This is a genomic window from Streptococcus sp. 20925_1_44 (assembly GCF_041432435.1).
GTDB lineage: Bacteria > Bacillota > Bacilli > Lactobacillales > Streptococcaceae > Streptococcus > Streptococcus infantis.
In genome coordinates, this window is sequence record NZ_JAPVZQ010000003.1 from 159,093 (window position 1) to 175,628 (window position 16,536).

A 16,536-nucleotide genomic window follows, 5' to 3' on the forward strand; every position below is an offset into this window, starting at 1 on the left:
GATTAAATTTAAAAAAAGATTGGAGTAAATATGAGTAGCAAAGTATCAATTATGCAAGAAATGTTCAAAAAAGAAGGTTCAGATGAACTCGTTCCTGCAGTAACCATTATCTTAGATGGTCAAATTAGAAATATCATCGATGCCTTTTCAGAACAGAATGGCTATGAAGGTTATCCAGAAGCTATATCAGAAATTCTTTTCAAAGGAATAGAAAGTATGATTAAAAAATAAATCCGGGAAAGCAAATACGAGAAAAAGAGAGCGAAAACCGCTCTCTTTTTGTGTTATAATAGCCCTATGAGATTAGATAAATTTTTAGTTGCCTGTGCTGTCGGGAGTCGGACTGAGGTTAAAAACTTTCTCAAGTCAGGGCGCGTGATGGTCAATGGCAAGAAAGAAAAATCTGCAAAGCTACAAATCAATGAAGATACGGACGAAATTTGTTTTGACGGTAAAAAATTAGAGTACGAAGAGTTTGTCTACTATATGATGAACAAGCCCCAGGGTGTTATCTCAGCGACTGAAGATCCTAAACACAAGACTGTCTTGGACTTGTTGGATGACTATGCACGTGCCAAGGAAGTTTTCCCAGTAGGGCGCTTGGATATCGATACGCATGGACTCTTGCTCTTGACCAATGATGGCAAACTGGCTCATGCCCTTCTTTCACCTAAACGCCATGTGGATAAAACCTATCTTGCGCAAGTCGATGGAATCATGACGGATGAAGATATTGAGACATTTGCGCAAGGAATACCGCTCAAGGACTTCACCTGTCAGCCTGCCAAGCTAGATCTTGTGTCTATTGATACGGAAAAGGAAGAAAGTCTGGTCCGAGTGACCATTGCAGAAGGGAAATTCCACCAGGTCAAACGGATGGTGGCCTACTGTGGTATGGAAGTTGTGGACTTGCAACGTTTAACCATGGGAACTTTGACCTTGGATGAGGATTTGAAACGTGGGGAATGGCGTCGCTTAAGCAAGGAAGAACTAGAAGCTTTGCTTGAGAGTGTTCAATAAACTGGATAATCGGAAAAGGTAGGGGAAATATCCCTACCTTTTTCAGTTTTTGGTTGCTTCCTTTGTGAAAAGCGTTATAATAGACAGTAAGAAAAAAGGAGGATTTTATGAACGCGATTCAAGAATCATTTACAGATAAATTATTTGCCAACTATGAAGCAAATGTAAAATACCAAGCTATCGAAAATGCAGCTAGTCACAATGGAATTTTTGCAGCCCTAGAGCGTCGCCAAAGCCATGTAGATAACACACCTGTTTTCTCACTTGACTTGACTAAGGACAAGGTCACTAACCAGAAAGCATCTGGTCGTTGCTGGATGTTTGCGGCACTTAATACTTTCCGCCACAAACTCATCTCTCAATACAAACTTGAAAACTTTGAGTTATCACAAGCCCACACCTTCTTCTGGGACAAGTATGAAAAATCTAACTGGTTCTTGGAGCAAGTCATTGCGACAGCTGACCAAGAATTGACAAGCCGCAAGGTTAGCTTCCTACTCCAAACTCCACAACAAGATGGTGGTCAGTGGGATATGGTAGTTTCTCTCTTTGAGAAATACGGTGTCGTTCCTAAGTCTGTTTATCCAGAGTCTGTTTCATCTAGTAGCAGCCGTGAGCTCAATGCCATCCTTAACAAATTGCTTCGTCAAGATGCTCAAATCTTGCGTGACCTCTTGGCTTCTGGCGCTGACCAAGCGAATGTTCAAGCCAAGAAAGAAGACCTCTTGCAAGAAATCTTTAATTTCCTTGCCATGTCACTAGGTCTCCCACCACGTCAATTTGACTTTGCTTATCGCGATAAGGATGACAACTACCAAAGCGAAAAAGGCATCACGCCACAAGAATTTTACAAGAAATACGTTGACCTTCCACTAGAAGACTATGTTTCTGTGATCAATGCTCCAACTGCTGATAAACCTTACGGTAAATCTTACACAGTTGAGATGTTGGGAAATGTTGTTGGTAGTCGTGCAGTTCGCTACATCAACGTACCGATGGAACGCTTGAAAGAACTGGCCATTGCTCAAATGCAGACAGGAGAAACTGTTTGGTTTGGTTCAGATGTTGGTCAGCTCAGTAACCGTAAAGCAGGGATTCTTGCGACAGATGTTTATGACTTTGAATCAAGCATGGACATTAAACTCACCCAAGACAAGGCTGGACGTTTAGATTACAGCGAAAGCTTGATGACCCACGCTATGGTCTTGACAGGTGTTGATTTGGATGAAAATGGCAAATCAACCAAGTGGAAGGTTGAAAACTCTTGGGGAGACAAGGTCGGTACAGATGGTTACTTTGTTGCCTCAGACGCTTGGATGGACGAATACACTTATCAAATCGTTGTTCGCAAAGAATTGCTGACAGCAGAAGAACAAGCTGCCTATGAAGCAGAACCAATCGTACTTGCTCCATGGGATCCAATGGGTGCCTTGGCAGAATAATTGAAAATAAAAAAGAATCAGATGATAAACCTGATTCTTTTTTTGTTTGTACATTCTCGCCGAGATTACATGATACCGAAGAAACGAGCTGCGATACCAACTGCAAAGAGGGCAAGGATGATTGTGATTGGAGATACTTTTTTCTTAAGCAACCACATGCAAAGGAAAGTAAGGAGAAGTCCCATCAATCCTGGAATCAATGAGTTCAACTGACCTTGAAGCGTTTGTGGTTGAACGCTATCCAAGCTCATACCACTAAGTGCTTGGCCAAGAATACCCTTCAATTCTCCACCTGTAACAGCACCTTCTGGGAAGTTGATGTAGGCACCTTCTGATAATTGTTTACCTGGAAGGTTGATAGTGAAGTTGATGGATACCCAACGTTGTACAAGAACGGCAAGGATAAACATACCAAGGATAGAAGCTCCTTTAGTGATGTCTTTCAAGATACCACCTGACATGTCTTTAGTGATTTCAGATCCAGCCTTGTAACCAAACTCTTGTGTGTACCATAGGAAAGACATACGGATTGCATTCCATCCAAAGAAGAAGAGAAGTGGTCCAACGATATTACCAGTTGCAGCAAGTGATGCACCAAGGGCACCAAGGATCGGACGAACTGTAAACCAGAAGACTGGGTCACCGATACCAGCAAGAGGTCCCATCATACCGATTTTAACACCTTGGATAGCAGCGTCATCGATTTCAGTACCGTTAGCGCGTTCTTCTTCAAGTGCAAGAGTAACCCCCATGATTGGAGCAGCTACGTATGGGTGAGTGTTGAAGAACTCAAGGTGGCGCTCAAGAGCAGCAGCTTGGTCTTCTTTTTTAGTGTAAAGTTTCTTGATAGCTGGGATCAAAGAGTAAGCCCAACCCAAGTTTTGCATACGTTCGTAGTTCCATGAACCTTGAAGGAATTGTGAACGCCACCAAACTTTTTGGCGATCTGATTTTGATAATTGAATTTTTTCAGCCATGATTGTTCCCCTTTCTAGTAGTCTTCTAGGATATCACCGATTGGATCGTTAGAAGTTGCAGCTCCTCCGCCACCGTTTCCACCTTGTTTAGAAAGGTTGAGGTAGATGAAGGCAAGGGCAACACCGATGACACCAAGGGCAATCAAAGTCAATTGAGAAATTGCTGCAAGAGCAAAACCGATAGCAAAGAATGGCCATACTTCACGAGTAGCCATCATGTTGATAACCAAAGCGTAACCAACGGCAACGACCATGGCACCACCGACAGCCATACCACCGTTCAACCAGTCTGGCATTAATTTAAGAGCATCTTGAACAGCAGAAGCAGGGATAGCAATAAGGAAGGCTGCAGGAATCGCGATACGAAGACCTTGAAGAACAAGGGCAAAGTAGTGAGCGCGTTCAACAGCTGCAATGTTTCCTTCTTTAGCAGCAGCGTCAGCAGTGTGAACCAAACCAACTGAGATTGTACGAACAATCATAGTCAAGAAAAGTCCAGCTACGGCAAGAGGGATTGCAGTTGCAGTTGCGACTGCGATACCTTCAGTAGTAAAGTTACCACCTTTAATCATGATGATTGCAGCAGCAACAGAAGCAAGAGCCGCGTCAGGAGCTACGGCAGCTCCGATGTTTGCCCAACCAAGAGCGATCATTTGAAGTGATCCACCAAGCATAACCCCAGCTTCGAGGTTACCAGTTACAAGCCCGATAAGGGTACATGCTACGATTGGTTGATGGAATTGGAATTGGTCGAGGATACCTTCAAGACCTGCGAAGAAGGCAACAACTACAACCAAGATAGCAGAAATGATTGAAATATCTGACATGGTTTTATTCCTTTTCTATTTAATGTAAATTATTGAACGTTAGCTTTGCTAATCAAGTCAAACAAATCTTTTTTCGTGTCGTTTGGTACTTTACGTACGTCAAATTCAACACCAAGGTCACGCATTTTTTCAAATGTAGCAACGTCGTCTTTGTCCATTGACAATACGTTGTTGACCATTGTTTTACCAGTTGAGTGAGCCATAGATCCTACGTTAAGAGTCTTGATTGGTACACCGCCTTCGATAGCACGGAGGGCATCTTGTGGTGTTTCAAACAAGATAAGGGCGTGTGTGTTACCAAAACGAGGGTCTTTTGCAACCTCAATCAATTTTTGGATTGGAACAACGTTAGCCTTCACTCCGTTTGGAGCTGCTTGTTTGATCAATTCTTTACGAAGGTCATCTTTAGCAACGTTATCTGAAGCAACGATGATACGGTCTGCTTTTGAATCTGGTGTCCAAGCAGTTGCGACTTGCCCGTGAAGGAGACGTGTGTCAAGACGTGCAAGGTTGATTTTCAATTTTCCGTCTCCGATAACAGTTCCTTCTGGAATAGCAGCTTGGGCTACTGGAGCAGCTGCAGCAGTTGCAACTTCCTCAGCTGGGTTTAGCTCTTCTGGAAGAGCCTTGATGCCATCCTTAGCTTCTTTAATGATGTTCGCAGCAACTTTAGCCACTCCGGCATTAGCGTCCATCAGGCGTTCGGTGTAGGCTTGGATTAACATCGGCAAGTTAAGTCCTGTGATGATGGCAAATTTACGCTCAGGATTTTCTCCCATTACGCGGCTAGCTTGGTTAAATGGAGAACCACTCCAAAGGTCAGCCAAGACTAGAACCTCATCTTCTGCGTCAAATGCAGCCACAGCATTGTTGAATTTTGCGTATAAATCATCTGGACCTTCGTTTGGCATAAAGGTTACAACTTGAACCTTTTCTTGTTCACCAAAGATCATAGATCCTGACTGATGAATACCCGCGGCAAATTCACCGTGACTCGCAATAATGATTCCGATACTCATTATTGTCATTCCTCCTTATAAAATGTTTGACTTGTAGTTTAAGAAAACTTTAAGACTAACTAAGTATAAACCGTTTTCATAAAAAATCAACAAATTAAATTAAATTATACAAAAATTATAGGAGTAATGATTTTTAAAGATATTGTTATATCAACATTTTTAGAAGAGGTTTTAAAAGCAAACATGTAAAATTTAATATAAATTCCAAATCTGCTCTTATTTTGTAAAAAGTTTGTTTTCGACAAGATTATCTCTGATTTTTGGTATAATAGAGAGTAATTCATTTTCTAGTATGAGAATTTAGAGTGAGAGGTATGTATGTCCCCTTCAATTCAGTTATTAAAAGACCGCTATTTAAAAAATATCAAAGAAAATCCAGATCTCTACATCGGTATTGAGTTGGAGTTTCCGATCGTTCATACGAAAGGCCAACCTACAGATATTGAAGTCAGCAAGGATTTGTTGCGCTTTTTGGTGGATGCTCTCAGTCTGAAAGTTGAAAAGGTAGACCAGGAGGGCAATCCGATTCAACTTGTAGAACCGATGAGTCAAGATCGGATTTTGTTTGAAGTTTCTTATACAACCTTGGAGTTTGCCTTTGGTAGGGCTCAGAATATCCAAGAGGTTGAAGGACGTTTTCAGGCCTATATGAAGGTAATCCAAGAAAAGCTAGGCGAAAAGAATCATGCTATCCAGGGTTGGGGGATTCACCCAAATTGGAATCAAAATGACAACCGACCTGTGGCTTATCCACGCTATCAGATGCTGATGGATTATCTGAGTATGGGGAGTCACCAAGAAAGTGCGCATTTACATGACTTTCCGCAATACGGAGCCTTCATCTGCGGGAGTCAAGTCCAGTTGGATGTTTCGACCGATAACTACCTACGTGTCATCAATGCTTTCACACAGATAGAGGCAGCCAAAGCTTACCTGTTTGCCAATTCTGAGTTTTCTGGAGCGGACTGGGACACCCAGATTTCACGAGATATTTTTTGGGAAGACTCTATGCATGGGATTTATCCAGAGAATGTTGGTGTCAATTCAAAACTATTTCAAAATGAGGATGATTTCTTTGATTATTTAGACCATTCTGCGATTTTCACAGCAGAACGAGATGGAGAAACCTATTATTTTTCTCCGATTCGAGCCAGAGATTACCTAGCTACTGATGAGATTCCTGCTTATACTCTAAATGGGAAAGAGACTCTACTTGCCCCTCAAGAGAAGGATTTCCAAACGCACCGTAGCTATCAATTCCAAGATTTAACAACTCGAGGAACGGTCGAATTTCGGAGTGTTTGTACACAGCCGCTAGACCGCACCTTTGCTTCAGCAGCCTTTCATCTAGGTTTGTTGGTGAATCTTGATAAGCTTGAAACTTACCTAGAAACAGCTCCTTTCTTTGAAAGTTTTGGTCGTGACTACAAGTCTTTGAGAAGACAATTTTCTAAAAAACACCTCACAGATGAAGAAACAGCTGGGATAGTCCAGTTCTCCAAAGACTTGCTAGCGATAGCAGAGCAAGGACTTGAGATGAGAGGTCAGAGTGAAACGACTTATTTAGAACCTTTGAAAGAAGAATTGGACGTATAATTTTCTTATAACGGAAGAATTTTCTGAAAAATCATGTTATAATGAATGAGACTATAGATAAAGGATAGAGATTTATGACATTAGTTTATCAATCAACGCGTGATGCGAAAAATACAGTAACAGCCAGCCAAGCGATTTTGCAGGGCTTGGCAACAGATGGAGGCTTGTTTACTCCAGTTAGCTATCCAAAGGTTGATTTGGATTTTGAAACATTGAAAGACGCTTCTTACCAAGAAGTAGCCAAGCTTGTCTTGTCAGCCTTCTTGGATGACTTTACAGCAGAAGAGTTGGACTACTGTATCACCAACGCCTATGACAGCAAGTTTGATACACCAGCAATTGCCCCTCTTGTCAAACTCGATGGCCAATACAACTTGGAACTTTTCCACGGTTCAACCATTGCCTTTAAAGATATGGCCTTGTCCATCTTGCCATACTTTATGACAACGGCAGCTAAGAAACATGGCTTGGAAAACAAGATTGTCATCTTGACAGCAACATCTGGAGATACTGGGAAAGCTGCTATGGCAGGATTCGCGGATGTCCCAGGTACTGAAATTATCGTCTTTTATCCAAAAGACGGTGTCAGCAAGGTACAAGAATTGCAAATGACCACTCAAACGGGCGAAAATACCCATGTTATCGCTATTGATGGAAACTTTGACGATGCTCAGACAAACGTAAAACATATGTTCAATGATATGGCTCTTCGTGAGAAACTAGCAGCCAACAAGCTCCAGTTCTCATCAGCTAACTCTATGAATATCGGTCGTTTGGTACCACAGATTGTCTACTATGTTTATGCCTACGCTCAGCTTGTTAAAACTGGCGAGATTAAGGCTGGTGAAAAAGTAAACTTCACCGTACCGACAGGAAACTTTGGGAATATCTTGGCTGCCTTTTACGCAAAACAAATTGGTCTACCAGTCGGCAAGCTAATCTGTGCTTCAAATGACAACAATGTCTTGACAGACTTCTTTAAAACTCGTGTCTATGACAAGAAGCGTGAGTTTAAGGTAACCACTAGCCCATCGATGGATATCCTAGTATCTTCAAACTTGGAGCGCTTGATTTTCCATCTTTTGGGAAATGATGCGGTTAAGACAGCTGAACTTATGAATGCTTTGAATAACCAAGGTCAGTATGAGTTGACTGATTTTGATGCAGAGATTCTGGATCTCTTTGCAGCAGAGTATGCGACTGAAGCGGAAACAGCAGCAGAAATCAAGCGTGTTTATGAGGCAGATGCTTATATTGAGGACCCTCATACAGCAGTTGCTTCGGCCGTATATAAAAAATACCAAGCGACGACAGGCGATGTGGCTAAGACCGTGATTGCTTCAACAGCTAGTCCATATAAATTCCCAGTAGTTGCAGTAGAAGCTGTAACAGGGAAATCAGGTTTGAGCGACTTTGAGGCCTTGGCTCAATTACATGAAATCTCAGGAGTAGCAGTGCCACCAGCAGTTGATGGCCTTGAAACAGCTCCAGTTCGTCACAAGACAACTGTTGCAGCGGCAGATATGCAGGCAGCAGTAGAATCTTATCTAGGACTTTAAAAGAGAGGAAGTAAACTCGGTTGGGAAACTAACTGAGTTTCTTTTCATCAGGAGGAAGGATTGTTTAAGAAAAATAAAGAGATTCTCAACATAGCCCTGCCAGCCATGGGTGAAAATTTCTTGCAGATGCTTATGGGGATGGTGGATAGCTATCTGGTGGCACATCTGGGCTTAATCGCCATTTCGGGTGTGTCTGTAGCGGGCAATATTATAACCATTTACCAAGCGATTTTTATTGCTTTGGGAGCGGCTATTTCCAGTGTCATTTCCAAAAGTTTGGGACAGAAAGATCAATCTAGACTAGCCTACCATGTGACAGAAGCACTTAAGATTACCCTACTACTGAGTTTAGTTTTAGGGGGTTTGTCCATCTTTGCAGGTCAAGAGATGATTGGTCTTTTGGGTACTGAACAGGCTGTGGCTGAAAGTGGTGGCTTATACCTATCTTTAGTTGGTGGGACAATCGTTCTCCTGGGCTTGATGACTAGTCTAGGAGCCTTGATTCGCGCTACCCACAATCCTCGACTGCCGCTTTATGTTAGTTTTTTATCCAATGCTTTAAATATCCTTTTTTCAAGTGTCGCCATTTTTATCCTTGATATGGGGATAGCTGGTGTAGCTTGGGGGACTATTTTGTCTCGTTTGATCGGGGTTGTAATTTTGTGGTCACAATTAAAACTTCCATATATGAGACCGACGTTTGGACTGGATAAAGACCTGCTGACCTTGGCTTTACCTGCAGCGGGAGAACGTCTCATGATGAGGGCTGGTGATGTAGTCATAATTGCCTTGGTTGTTTCCTTTGGGACGGAGGCAGTCGCGGGAAATGCTATCGGTGAAGTTTTGACTCAGTTCAACTATATGCCTGCCTTCGGTGTCGCTACGGCTACAGTCATGCAGGTAGCTCGAGCAGTTGGGGAGAATGATTGGGCAAGGGTGGACAGACTAAGTAAGCAAACTTTTTGCTTGTCTTTCTTTCTCATGTTGCCTTTAACACTTAGTATCTATGCTCTCGGGACACCACTAAGCTATCTCTACACCAGCGATCCTGCGGCTATTGAGGCCAGTGTTTTAGTGACTCTTTTTTCACTTTTAGGAACTCCTATGACAACGGGAACGGTCATTTATACAGCTGTCTGGCAAGGTTTGGGAAATGCCCGACTTCCCTTTTATGCGACAAGTATTGGAATGTGGTGCATCCGTATTGGAGCTGGTTACCTGATGGGAATTGTTCTTGGATGGGGTTTGCCTGGTATCTGGGCAGGAACGCTTTTGGATAATGGTTTCCGTTGGATTTTCCTACGCTATCGTTACAAATCTTATATGACATTGAAAGGATAAGAAATGCAAGAAACTGCTTTTATTTGGGATTTAGACGGGACTTTATTGGACTCCTATGAAGCTATTTTGTCAGGAATTGAGGAGACCTATGCACAGTTTTCCATTCCTTTTGACAAGGAAAAAGTTCAAGCTTTTATCTTGAAATACTCTGTCCAGGATTTACTAGTGCAAGTGGCAGAAGAAAGAGGCTTGGATGTTGATAGGCTCAATCAAGTCCGTGCTCAGAGCTTGGCCGAAAAGAATGCCCAGGTCATCTTGATGCCGGGGGCCCGTGAGGTTTTAGCCTGGGCAAATAAGCAAGGAATTCAGCAATTTGTTTACACCCACAAAGGCGATAATGCCTTGACTATTTTACGAGATTTGGGATTGGATGTTTATTTCACAGAAATTTTGACAAGCCAGAGCGGTTTTGCTCGTAAACCAAGTCCAGAAGCAGCGACCTACCTTATCAGCAAATACCATTTAAAACCAGACCGCACCTTTTATATAGGGGATCGTACTTTGGATATCGAGTTTGCTCAGAGTAGTAGCATTCAGAGTATCAATTTCCTTGGAACTCCGGTGGATTGCAATCATCAGATTTCTTGTTTAGCGGATATTCCTTCTCTCTCTTTATGAAAGAGAATATGTCAGCTTTGTGACAAAATTCATACAAACTATTTCAATTAATGTGGTTTGTTACAGAGCTTAGACAGTTTTATTAAATAGCCCCCAAAGGGCTTTTTTTCTTTTTTCTTTATGTTATGATAGAAAGGTACTACATTTGAAAAGGAGTTTGAATAGTATGAAGAAACGAATTATTTTAGCATCAACAGTAGCTTTATCACTTGCCCCTACCTTGGCGACTCAAGCAGAAGAAATTGTATGGTCACCACGTTCAGTTGAGCAAATTCAAAACGATGTTGCTAAAAGCGAAAATAAAACAAGTTACACAATTAAGTACGGAGATACCCTAAGCACGATTGCAGAGGCTTTGGGAGTAGACTTAAATGTCCTTGCAAACTTGAACAAAATCACAAATATTGACTTGATTTTCCCAGAAACTGTACTGACTACAACTGTTAACGAAAATGAAGAAGTAACAGAGGTTGAGGTTTATACACCTCAAGAAGTTGGTTCTGATGTAGCAAGTGCAACAGCAGATTTAACAACGAATCAAGTAACAGTAGATGAACAAACTGTTCAAGTCGAAGATTTGACACAACCAGTTGAAGAAACAACGACTACTGTTGAGGAGACAACTACAACAGAAGCAACAACTGAAGCTGTAGCAGAAACTGTAGCAGAAACTACAGTATCGTCAGAAGCAACAACTGAAGCTGTGGCACCTGTCGTTGAAGAAACAACTACGGTCGCTGAACCAACAACTACAGTTGAGGAAACAACTACGGCTGCTGAACCAACTACAACAGTTGAGGAAACAACTACGGTCGCTGAAACAACTACAACAGTTGAAGAAACAACTACGGTCGCTGAACCAACTACAACAGTTGAAGAAACAACTACAACAGAAGCAACAACTGAGGCTGTAACAGAAGCTCAATCAGCTCCAGCAACTTACCAAGCTGAACCAAGCCAAGGTGCATCGGCAACTTATACAGCGCCAGCGGCTCCTGATTATGCAACTATTGCAGCAACAAAATCTGAAAATGCAGGTCTCCAACCACAAACAGCTGCATTTAAAGAAGAAGTAGCTAACTTGTTTGGTATCACATCATTTAGTGGTTACCGTCCAGGAGATCCAGGTGACCACGGAAAAGGTCTTGCTATTGACTTCATGGTTCCAGTAAGTTCAGCTCTCGGTGATCAAATTGCAGATTATGCTATCCAAAATATGGCTAGCCGTGGAATCAACTACATCATCTGGAAACAACGTTTCTACGCACCATACGATAGCAAATACGGACCAGCCTACACTTGGAATCCAATGCCAGATCGTGGTAGCGTAACAGAAAACCACTATGACCACGTTCACGTATCAATGAATTAATAATGAATGAGAAGTTGGGAACTGATTCAGTTTCCGCTTCTTTTTTCTATTTCGAATTCTTAGGTAGTGAAAAAATTCAGGCATAAATATAGATAAAAAGCCTTATAGAAACATGACGAGGAGACTGTTTTATATTTTTGGAGAGTAGTTCTGGTTAAAATAAAAAAAGCAGCACTTTCTATGAAGGTGCTGGTTTTTAATAACTGATCTTAAACTTTTCTCCGCTTGATTTCCAGTAGCCTTTGATAGAAGAAGATTTGGCTACTATAGATATAAGGGAAGATAGAGATACTTGCAATTCCAAAGCTAGTCCAGATAAGGATATACCAAGGAAGTAGTTGTAAATCAAGTACAAAGCGTTGGAACTTATAGCCTTTCATGAGAAAGCGGCTGGTATGCAGCACGCGGCTCGGTTTGGCAATTCCGATTGCAAGGGTGTCACATAAAAGTAGTTCAACTTGGGAATAGGCATAATATTGTGGCAGATAGATAATGGTTCCTAAAATCATTACTAGGACGCTACCAAAGAAATAGAGAGCGAAAGTAAGTAGGAAGTGTTCGATATCTGGATTGGTCACGTCGACAGATGGAAACTCGGGATGAAGTTCAACGAATTTACGAGCCATTGCACTGCTATAAAAAAGCAAGTAAACTCCAAAAAGATTAGGAATGCTCCATAAAAAGAGGTAGAAACGCTTGAGTAAGAGCGTTAGAAATGTCTGGGTAAAGAAGCGGTTGTCAAGCAAGGACAGGCTATCTTTAAAGGACAGCTCTATCTCAGAAATTCTGTAAAGATTAATCGTGGTAAAGAGAGCACCAGCTAGGATGATGGAACTTGTAAATCCAACGGCTATCGGAAAGAGAGCAGACTGGATTGTAATCCCTAGAAAACTCAAGAAGGACTGTTCAAGAATGCCTTCATCAAGTAGGGATAAAGGTCTGATAAAGCTCGATAGAATCAAGAGAATACTTGGTAATAAAAAGACAAGCAGCAAGCGAGGATGCTCGGCTTGAAATTGTCTAGCCTGCTGGCGAACTTCTTTTAAATTAATTTTTGGGTACTTCATTCTTTCATTATACCATAGTTCGTGACAGTTCCTGTTTTTTTTGATAGAATCATACAGTATGCCCTTGGGTATAAAGTAAGAACTGGGACTGTCTTTCCCAGCTTCGGAGGTAAAAAATGTCAGATTCGCCAATCAAATATCGATTGATAAAAAAAGAAAAACACACAGGAGCTCGTTTGGGTGAGATTATCACCCCCCATGGGACCTTCCCAACGCCTATGTTTATGCCAGTAGGGACTCAGGCAACGGTCAAGACTCAGTCGCCAGAAGAATTGAAAGAGATGGGGTCAGGAATTATCCTATCCAACACCTATCACTTGTGGCTTCGCCCTGGGGACGAACTCATTGCCCGTGCTGGAGGTCTTCACAAGTTCATGAATTGGGATCAACCGATTTTAACAGATAGCGGTGGCTTCCAAGTGTATTCTCTAGCGGATAGCCGTAATATTACAGAAGAAGGAGTAACCTTCAAGAATCACCTCAACGGTTCTAAGATGTTTCTTTCACCTGAAAAGGCTATTTCTATCCAGAACAATCTAGGCTCAGACATCATGATGTCCTTTGACGAATGTCCCCAATTTTATCAACCTTATGATTATGTAAAAAAATCGATTGAACGTACTAGCCGTTGGGCAGAGCGTGGTTTAAAGGCTCATCGTCGTCCGCATGATCAAGGTCTATTTGGGATTGTACAGGGGGCAGGATTTGAAGATCTTCGTCGTCAATCGGCGCATGATCTTGTTAGCATGGACTTCCCAGGCTACTCTATTGGAGGACTAGCAGTTGGAGAAACACACGAAGAGATGAATGCAGTTTTGGACTTTACGACCCAACTGCTTCCTGAGAACAAACCTCGTTACTTGATGGGAGTAGGAGCGCCAGATAGCTTGATTGATGGTGTTATCCGTGGCGTCGATATGTTTGACTGTGTCTTGCCGACTCGTATCGCTCGTAACGGGACTTGTATGACCAGTCAAGGTCGCTTGGTAGTCAAGAATGCTCAGTTTGCGGAGGACTTTACACCACTTGATCCAGAGTGTGATTGCTACACATGTAAGAATTATACCCGTGCTTATCTACGCCATTTGCTTAAGGCTGATGAAACCTTTGGTATCCGCTTGACAAGTTACCATAATCTGTATTTCTTGCTCAATCTGATGAAGCAGGTTCGCCAGGCTATCATGGATGATAATCTCCTGGAATTTCGTGAACATTTTGTTGAAAAATATGGTTATAACAAGTCAGGGCGAAATTTCTAAATTTAGCTTGAGATCCACTAAAAATCCTAAGTTTTATCTTAGGATTTTTCTGTTTTTTTTGATAAAATAAAGGTACTATGAATGAAAGTTAGATGGCTTTTTTGCCAATCTAATGAATGGAGAATAGACTCGTATGCGTATTAAATGGTTTTCCTTGATTAGGATTACAGGTTTGCTTTTGGTACTCTTGTATCATTTCTTTCAAACGACTTTTCCAGGAGGTTTCTTCGGGGTTGACGTCTTCTTTACCTTCTCAGGTTTTCTGATCACATCACTTTTATTAGAAGAATTTGGACAAAAAGGGAAGATTGATATCTTAGGATTTTTTAGAAGACGTTTCTATCGAATTTTTCCACCAGTTGTTTTAATGATTCTTGTCATCATGCCATTCACCTTCTTGGTTCGCCAAGATTATGTGGCAGGAATTGGTGGGCAGATTGCTGGTGTTCTAGGATTTATGACTAACTTCTATGAAATGCTGACAGGAGGAAGTTATGAATCTCAGTTTATCCCTCACCTCTTTGTTCACAACTGGAGCTTAGCTGTTGAAGTTCATTATTATATCTTGTGGGGCTTGGCAGTCTGGTTCCTATCTAAGCGAGCGAAATCAAGCGGACAACTACGAGGAACAATCTTTCTACTTTCATCAGCGGCCTTTATCGTCAGTTTCCTTTCGATGTTTATTGGTAGCTTTATCGTTAGCTCCTACTCAACACTCTACTTCTCAACTTTGACTCATGTCTTTCCATTCTTCTTAGGAAGTGTACTTGCGACCTTGGTAGGTGTTCGCCATGTAACGCCTCTTCTCAAACGTTTGAATAGAAGCTTGGATTTGAAGCAGACTTTGCTAGCCTTTGGAGCTGGGCTCGGAATCTTGCTCTTACTGACCTTCTTTGTGAAATTTACGTATCTCTTTGCCTATTTACTCGGCTTCTTGTTTGCAAGTTTAGCAGCGCTTCTGATGATTGTTGCGGCACGCGTTTTGCATGAGAAAACTCCGACGATCAAAGAGCCAAAGATTATCAGCTTTTTAGCGGATACCAGCTATGCTGTCTATCTTTTCCACTGGCCGTTCTATATTATTTTCTCACAGTTAATGGGAAATATTCCGGCAGTGATTTTAACCACCATCTTCTCTTATATCTTCGCAACCCTTTCTTTCTATGTTATCGAACCTTTAGTAGCAGGAAAATCTACTGATCTCTTGCAAAAGGCAAAAGAAATTCCGCACATTAAACCAATTTTTGCTGGTAGTGCAGGAGTGCTTAGTTTGATTACTTTAATCGTGATACTGATAGCCCCTCAAGTCGGTGCATTTGAAACGGATTTGATGGTTAATGGTCTCAATCAGGCGCAAACCAATATGAACCGAACAAAAACCATGGCAGATCAAGCAGAAGCCAGTCGCTATAATATAGCTGACGGTGTATCCATCATTGGAGATTCGGTAACCTTGCGTGCTTCAGAGGGACTTAAAGAAGTCTTGCCAGATGCGCAGATTGATGGTCAGGTCAGTCGAACTACCAAACAGGCAAATGAATTAATGCTGAATTACAGTCAGAATAAAGCCTTGCCTAAAATTGTAGTCATTGCGACTGGCGTTAATAATCCTGAAAATTATAAAGCTGATCTGGATTTGCTGATAACAAATCTTCCAAAAGGACATCAACTTGTTTTAGTTACTCCATACGAGGGAGATACAACGCAGGAAACGCAACCTTATGTTGAGCAGTATGCAAGCTATGCGCGTGAATTGGCACAAAAGTATCCATATATAGCACTAGCAGATTGGAACCAAGTCGCCAAAGATCATCCAGATATTTGGAAGGGAACAGACCAGGTTCACTTCGGTAGTGATACGACTAAGCAGGATGAAGGAGCAAAACTTTACGCAGAAACCATTAATGCTGCCGTTAAAGCTCTCGCAGACAAACCTGTCAAATCAAAATAATCACTAAAAAGTAGAGATTTTATCTCTACTTTTTAGCTTTAAACAGGATTGGGAAAAACTTGCCAAATTGTCAGAATTATGAGAAAATAGGAACAATCAAAAAATGGAGGGAATGCAATGAGAGAAGACATCAAGATTAATGACCGTGCTCTAGCATTGGAAGATCAAATCATTGAAGTACTCGAAAAAATTTATGATACAGATGTAGAGTTAGATGTATACAATCTTGGATTGATTTATGAGATTCATTTAGATGAGGCTGGCCTTTGTACAGTTGTTATGACCTTCACTGATACTGCCTGTGACTGTGCAGAAAGTCTGCCAATCGAGATTGTGGCAGGTTTAAAACAAATTACTGGGATTGAGGATGTCAAGGTTGAGGTTACCTGGTCTCCAGCATGGAAGATTACACGCATCAGTCGTTATGGGCGTATAGCTCTAGGGTTACCTCCACGATAATGATTTATTTTGAAAATACAAAAAAGCAA

15 protein-coding genes are annotated in these 16,536 nt (G+C 41.6%); 11 read left to right on the plus strand and 4 right to left on the minus strand.

The genetic code is table 11. The features are described from left to right. The first annotated feature begins 30 nt into the window (after nucleotides 1-30). From O3643_RS05100 to pepC, 3 genes are all read left to right on the plus strand, one after another. Nucleotides 31-231, plus strand: a complete 201-nt coding sequence (locus O3643_RS05100) for a hypothetical protein (RefSeq protein ID WP_371500301.1) — start codon at nucleotides 31-33, stop codon at nucleotides 229-231. Between the two features lie 66 nt (nucleotides 232-297). Continuing rightward, nucleotides 298-1,020, plus strand: coding sequence for a pseudouridine synthase (locus tag O3643_RS05105; protein WP_371500303.1), 723 nt, complete (start codon nucleotides 298-300; stop codon nucleotides 1,018-1,020). Between the two features lie 107 nt (nucleotides 1,021-1,127). Continuing rightward, entirely contained in the window at nucleotides 1,128-2,462 is a 1,335-nt protein-coding gene (pepC, locus tag O3643_RS05110; protein WP_371500305.1) for an aminopeptidase C, read from the plus strand. A gap of 65 nt (nucleotides 2,463-2,527) precedes the next feature. Here pepC and O3643_RS05115 read toward each other — a convergent pair whose 3' ends face one another. From O3643_RS05115 to O3643_RS05125, 3 genes are read right to left on the minus strand one after another with little or no spacing between them, the layout of a single operon-like run. Then, nucleotides 2,528-3,439 carry a PTS system mannose/fructose/sorbose family transporter subunit IID gene (locus tag O3643_RS05115; RefSeq protein WP_006149277.1) on the minus strand — a complete coding sequence of 304 codons (912 nt, stop codon included), beginning with the start codon at nucleotides 3,437-3,439 and terminating at the stop codon, nucleotides 2,528-2,530. A gap of 14 nt (nucleotides 3,440-3,453) precedes the next feature. Continuing rightward, entirely contained in the window at nucleotides 3,454-4,266 is an 813-nt protein-coding gene (locus O3643_RS05120) for a PTS mannose/fructose/sorbose transporter subunit IIC (protein ID WP_004250648.1), read from the minus strand. Nucleotides 4,267-4,295: 29 nt separating this feature from the next. After that, nucleotides 4,296-5,285, minus strand: a complete 990-nt coding sequence (locus O3643_RS05125; RefSeq protein ID WP_070678630.1) for a PTS sugar transporter subunit IIB — start codon at nucleotides 5,283-5,285, stop codon at nucleotides 4,296-4,298. 318 nt (nucleotides 5,286-5,603) lie between these two features. Between O3643_RS05125 and O3643_RS05130 the strand changes: the two genes are divergently transcribed. The 5 genes from O3643_RS05130 to O3643_RS05150 all read left to right on the plus strand — a co-directional run bounded on the left by O3643_RS05130 (nucleotide 5,604) and on the right by O3643_RS05150 (nucleotide 11,771). Then, complete coding sequence (locus tag O3643_RS05130) at nucleotides 5,604-6,881, plus strand: gamma-glutamylcysteine synthetase (protein WP_371500308.1); 1,278 nt, start codon at nucleotides 5,604-5,606, stop codon at nucleotides 6,879-6,881. Nucleotides 6,882-6,955: 74 nt separating this feature from the next. Continuing rightward, nucleotides 6,956-8,440: a threonine synthase gene (gene thrC, locus O3643_RS05135; RefSeq protein ID WP_371500310.1), complete on the plus strand. Its 1,485-nt coding sequence runs from the start codon at nucleotides 6,956-6,958 to the stop codon at nucleotides 8,438-8,440. A 60-nt stretch (nucleotides 8,441-8,500) separates the two neighbouring features. Further along, the gene (locus tag O3643_RS05140) at nucleotides 8,501-9,781 is read left to right on the plus strand and encodes an MATE family efflux transporter (protein WP_371500312.1); all 1,281 of its coding nucleotides are present in this window, start codon (nucleotides 8,501-8,503) and stop codon (nucleotides 9,779-9,781) included. A 3-nt stretch (nucleotides 9,782-9,784) separates the two neighbouring features. Then, on the plus strand, nucleotides 9,785-10,399 hold the full coding sequence (locus O3643_RS05145; protein ID WP_371500314.1) for an HAD family hydrolase: 615 nt from the start codon (nucleotides 9,785-9,787) through the stop codon (nucleotides 10,397-10,399). Between the two features lie 166 nt (nucleotides 10,400-10,565). Next, nucleotides 10,566-11,771, plus strand: coding sequence for a LysM peptidoglycan-binding domain-containing protein (locus tag O3643_RS05150; protein WP_371500316.1), 1,206 nt, complete (start codon nucleotides 10,566-10,568; stop codon nucleotides 11,769-11,771). 209 nt (nucleotides 11,772-11,980) lie between these two features. Here O3643_RS05150 and O3643_RS05155 read toward each other — a convergent pair whose 3' ends face one another. Further along, nucleotides 11,981-12,838, minus strand: a complete 858-nt coding sequence (locus O3643_RS05155) for a DUF975 family protein (protein ID WP_371500318.1) — start codon at nucleotides 12,836-12,838, stop codon at nucleotides 11,981-11,983. Between the two features lie 116 nt (nucleotides 12,839-12,954). On the opposite strand from O3643_RS05155, the gene tgt reads away from it, so the two are divergent. From tgt to O3643_RS05170, 3 genes are all read left to right on the plus strand, one after another. Continuing rightward, on the plus strand, nucleotides 12,955-14,097 hold the full coding sequence (gene tgt, locus O3643_RS05160) for a tRNA guanosine(34) transglycosylase Tgt (protein WP_004250663.1): 1,143 nt from the start codon (nucleotides 12,955-12,957) through the stop codon (nucleotides 14,095-14,097). A 133-nt stretch (nucleotides 14,098-14,230) separates the two neighbouring features. Continuing rightward, nucleotides 14,231-16,048: an acyltransferase family protein gene (locus O3643_RS05165; RefSeq protein ID WP_371500320.1), complete on the plus strand. Its 1,818-nt coding sequence runs from the start codon at nucleotides 14,231-14,233 to the stop codon at nucleotides 16,046-16,048. A 117-nt stretch (nucleotides 16,049-16,165) separates the two neighbouring features. Next, the gene (locus O3643_RS05170; RefSeq protein ID WP_371500322.1) at nucleotides 16,166-16,507 is read left to right on the plus strand and encodes a metal-sulfur cluster assembly factor; all 342 of its coding nucleotides are present in this window, start codon (nucleotides 16,166-16,168) and stop codon (nucleotides 16,505-16,507) included. Nucleotides 16,508-16,536 lie beyond the last annotated feature (29 nt).

What these genes read in the sequence shown, in the direction of transcription:
- O3643_RS05145 (WP_371500314.1), top strand. Translation starts at nt 9,785, where the DNA reads ATGCAAGAAACTGCTTTTATTTGGGATTTAGACGGGACTTTATTGGAC.
- O3643_RS05155 (WP_371500318.1), bottom strand. Translation starts at nt 12,838, where the DNA reads ATGAAGTACCCAAAAATTAATTTAAAAGAAGTTCGCCAGCAGGCTAGA.
- O3643_RS05165 (WP_371500320.1), top strand. Translation starts at nt 14,231, where the DNA reads ATGCGTATTAAATGGTTTTCCTTGATTAGGATTACAGGTTTGCTTTTG.
- tgt (WP_004250663.1), top strand. Translation starts at nt 12,955, where the DNA reads ATGTCAGATTCGCCAATCAAATATCGATTGATAAAAAAAGAAAAACAC.
- O3643_RS05100 (WP_371500301.1), top strand. Translation starts at nt 31, where the DNA reads ATGAGTAGCAAAGTATCAATTATGCAAGAAATGTTCAAAAAAGAAGGT.
- O3643_RS05170 (WP_371500322.1), top strand. Translation starts at nt 16,166, where the DNA reads ATGAGAGAAGACATCAAGATTAATGACCGTGCTCTAGCATTGGAAGAT.
- O3643_RS05130 (WP_371500308.1), top strand. Translation starts at nt 5,604, where the DNA reads ATGTCCCCTTCAATTCAGTTATTAAAAGACCGCTATTTAAAAAATATC.
- O3643_RS05125 (WP_070678630.1), bottom strand. Translation starts at nt 5,285, where the DNA reads ATGAGTATCGGAATCATTATTGCGAGTCACGGTGAATTTGCCGCGGGT.
- O3643_RS05105 (WP_371500303.1), top strand. Translation starts at nt 298, where the DNA reads ATGAGATTAGATAAATTTTTAGTTGCCTGTGCTGTCGGGAGTCGGACT.
- pepC (WP_371500305.1), top strand. Translation starts at nt 1,128, where the DNA reads ATGAACGCGATTCAAGAATCATTTACAGATAAATTATTTGCCAACTAT.
- O3643_RS05120 (WP_004250648.1), bottom strand. Translation starts at nt 4,266, where the DNA reads ATGTCAGATATTTCAATCATTTCTGCTATCTTGGTTGTAGTTGTTGCC.
- thrC (WP_371500310.1), top strand. Translation starts at nt 6,956, where the DNA reads ATGACATTAGTTTATCAATCAACGCGTGATGCGAAAAATACAGTAACA.
- O3643_RS05115 (WP_006149277.1), bottom strand. Translation starts at nt 3,439, where the DNA reads ATGGCTGAAAAAATTCAATTATCAAAATCAGATCGCCAAAAAGTTTGG.
- O3643_RS05150 (WP_371500316.1), top strand. Translation starts at nt 10,566, where the DNA reads ATGAAGAAACGAATTATTTTAGCATCAACAGTAGCTTTATCACTTGCC.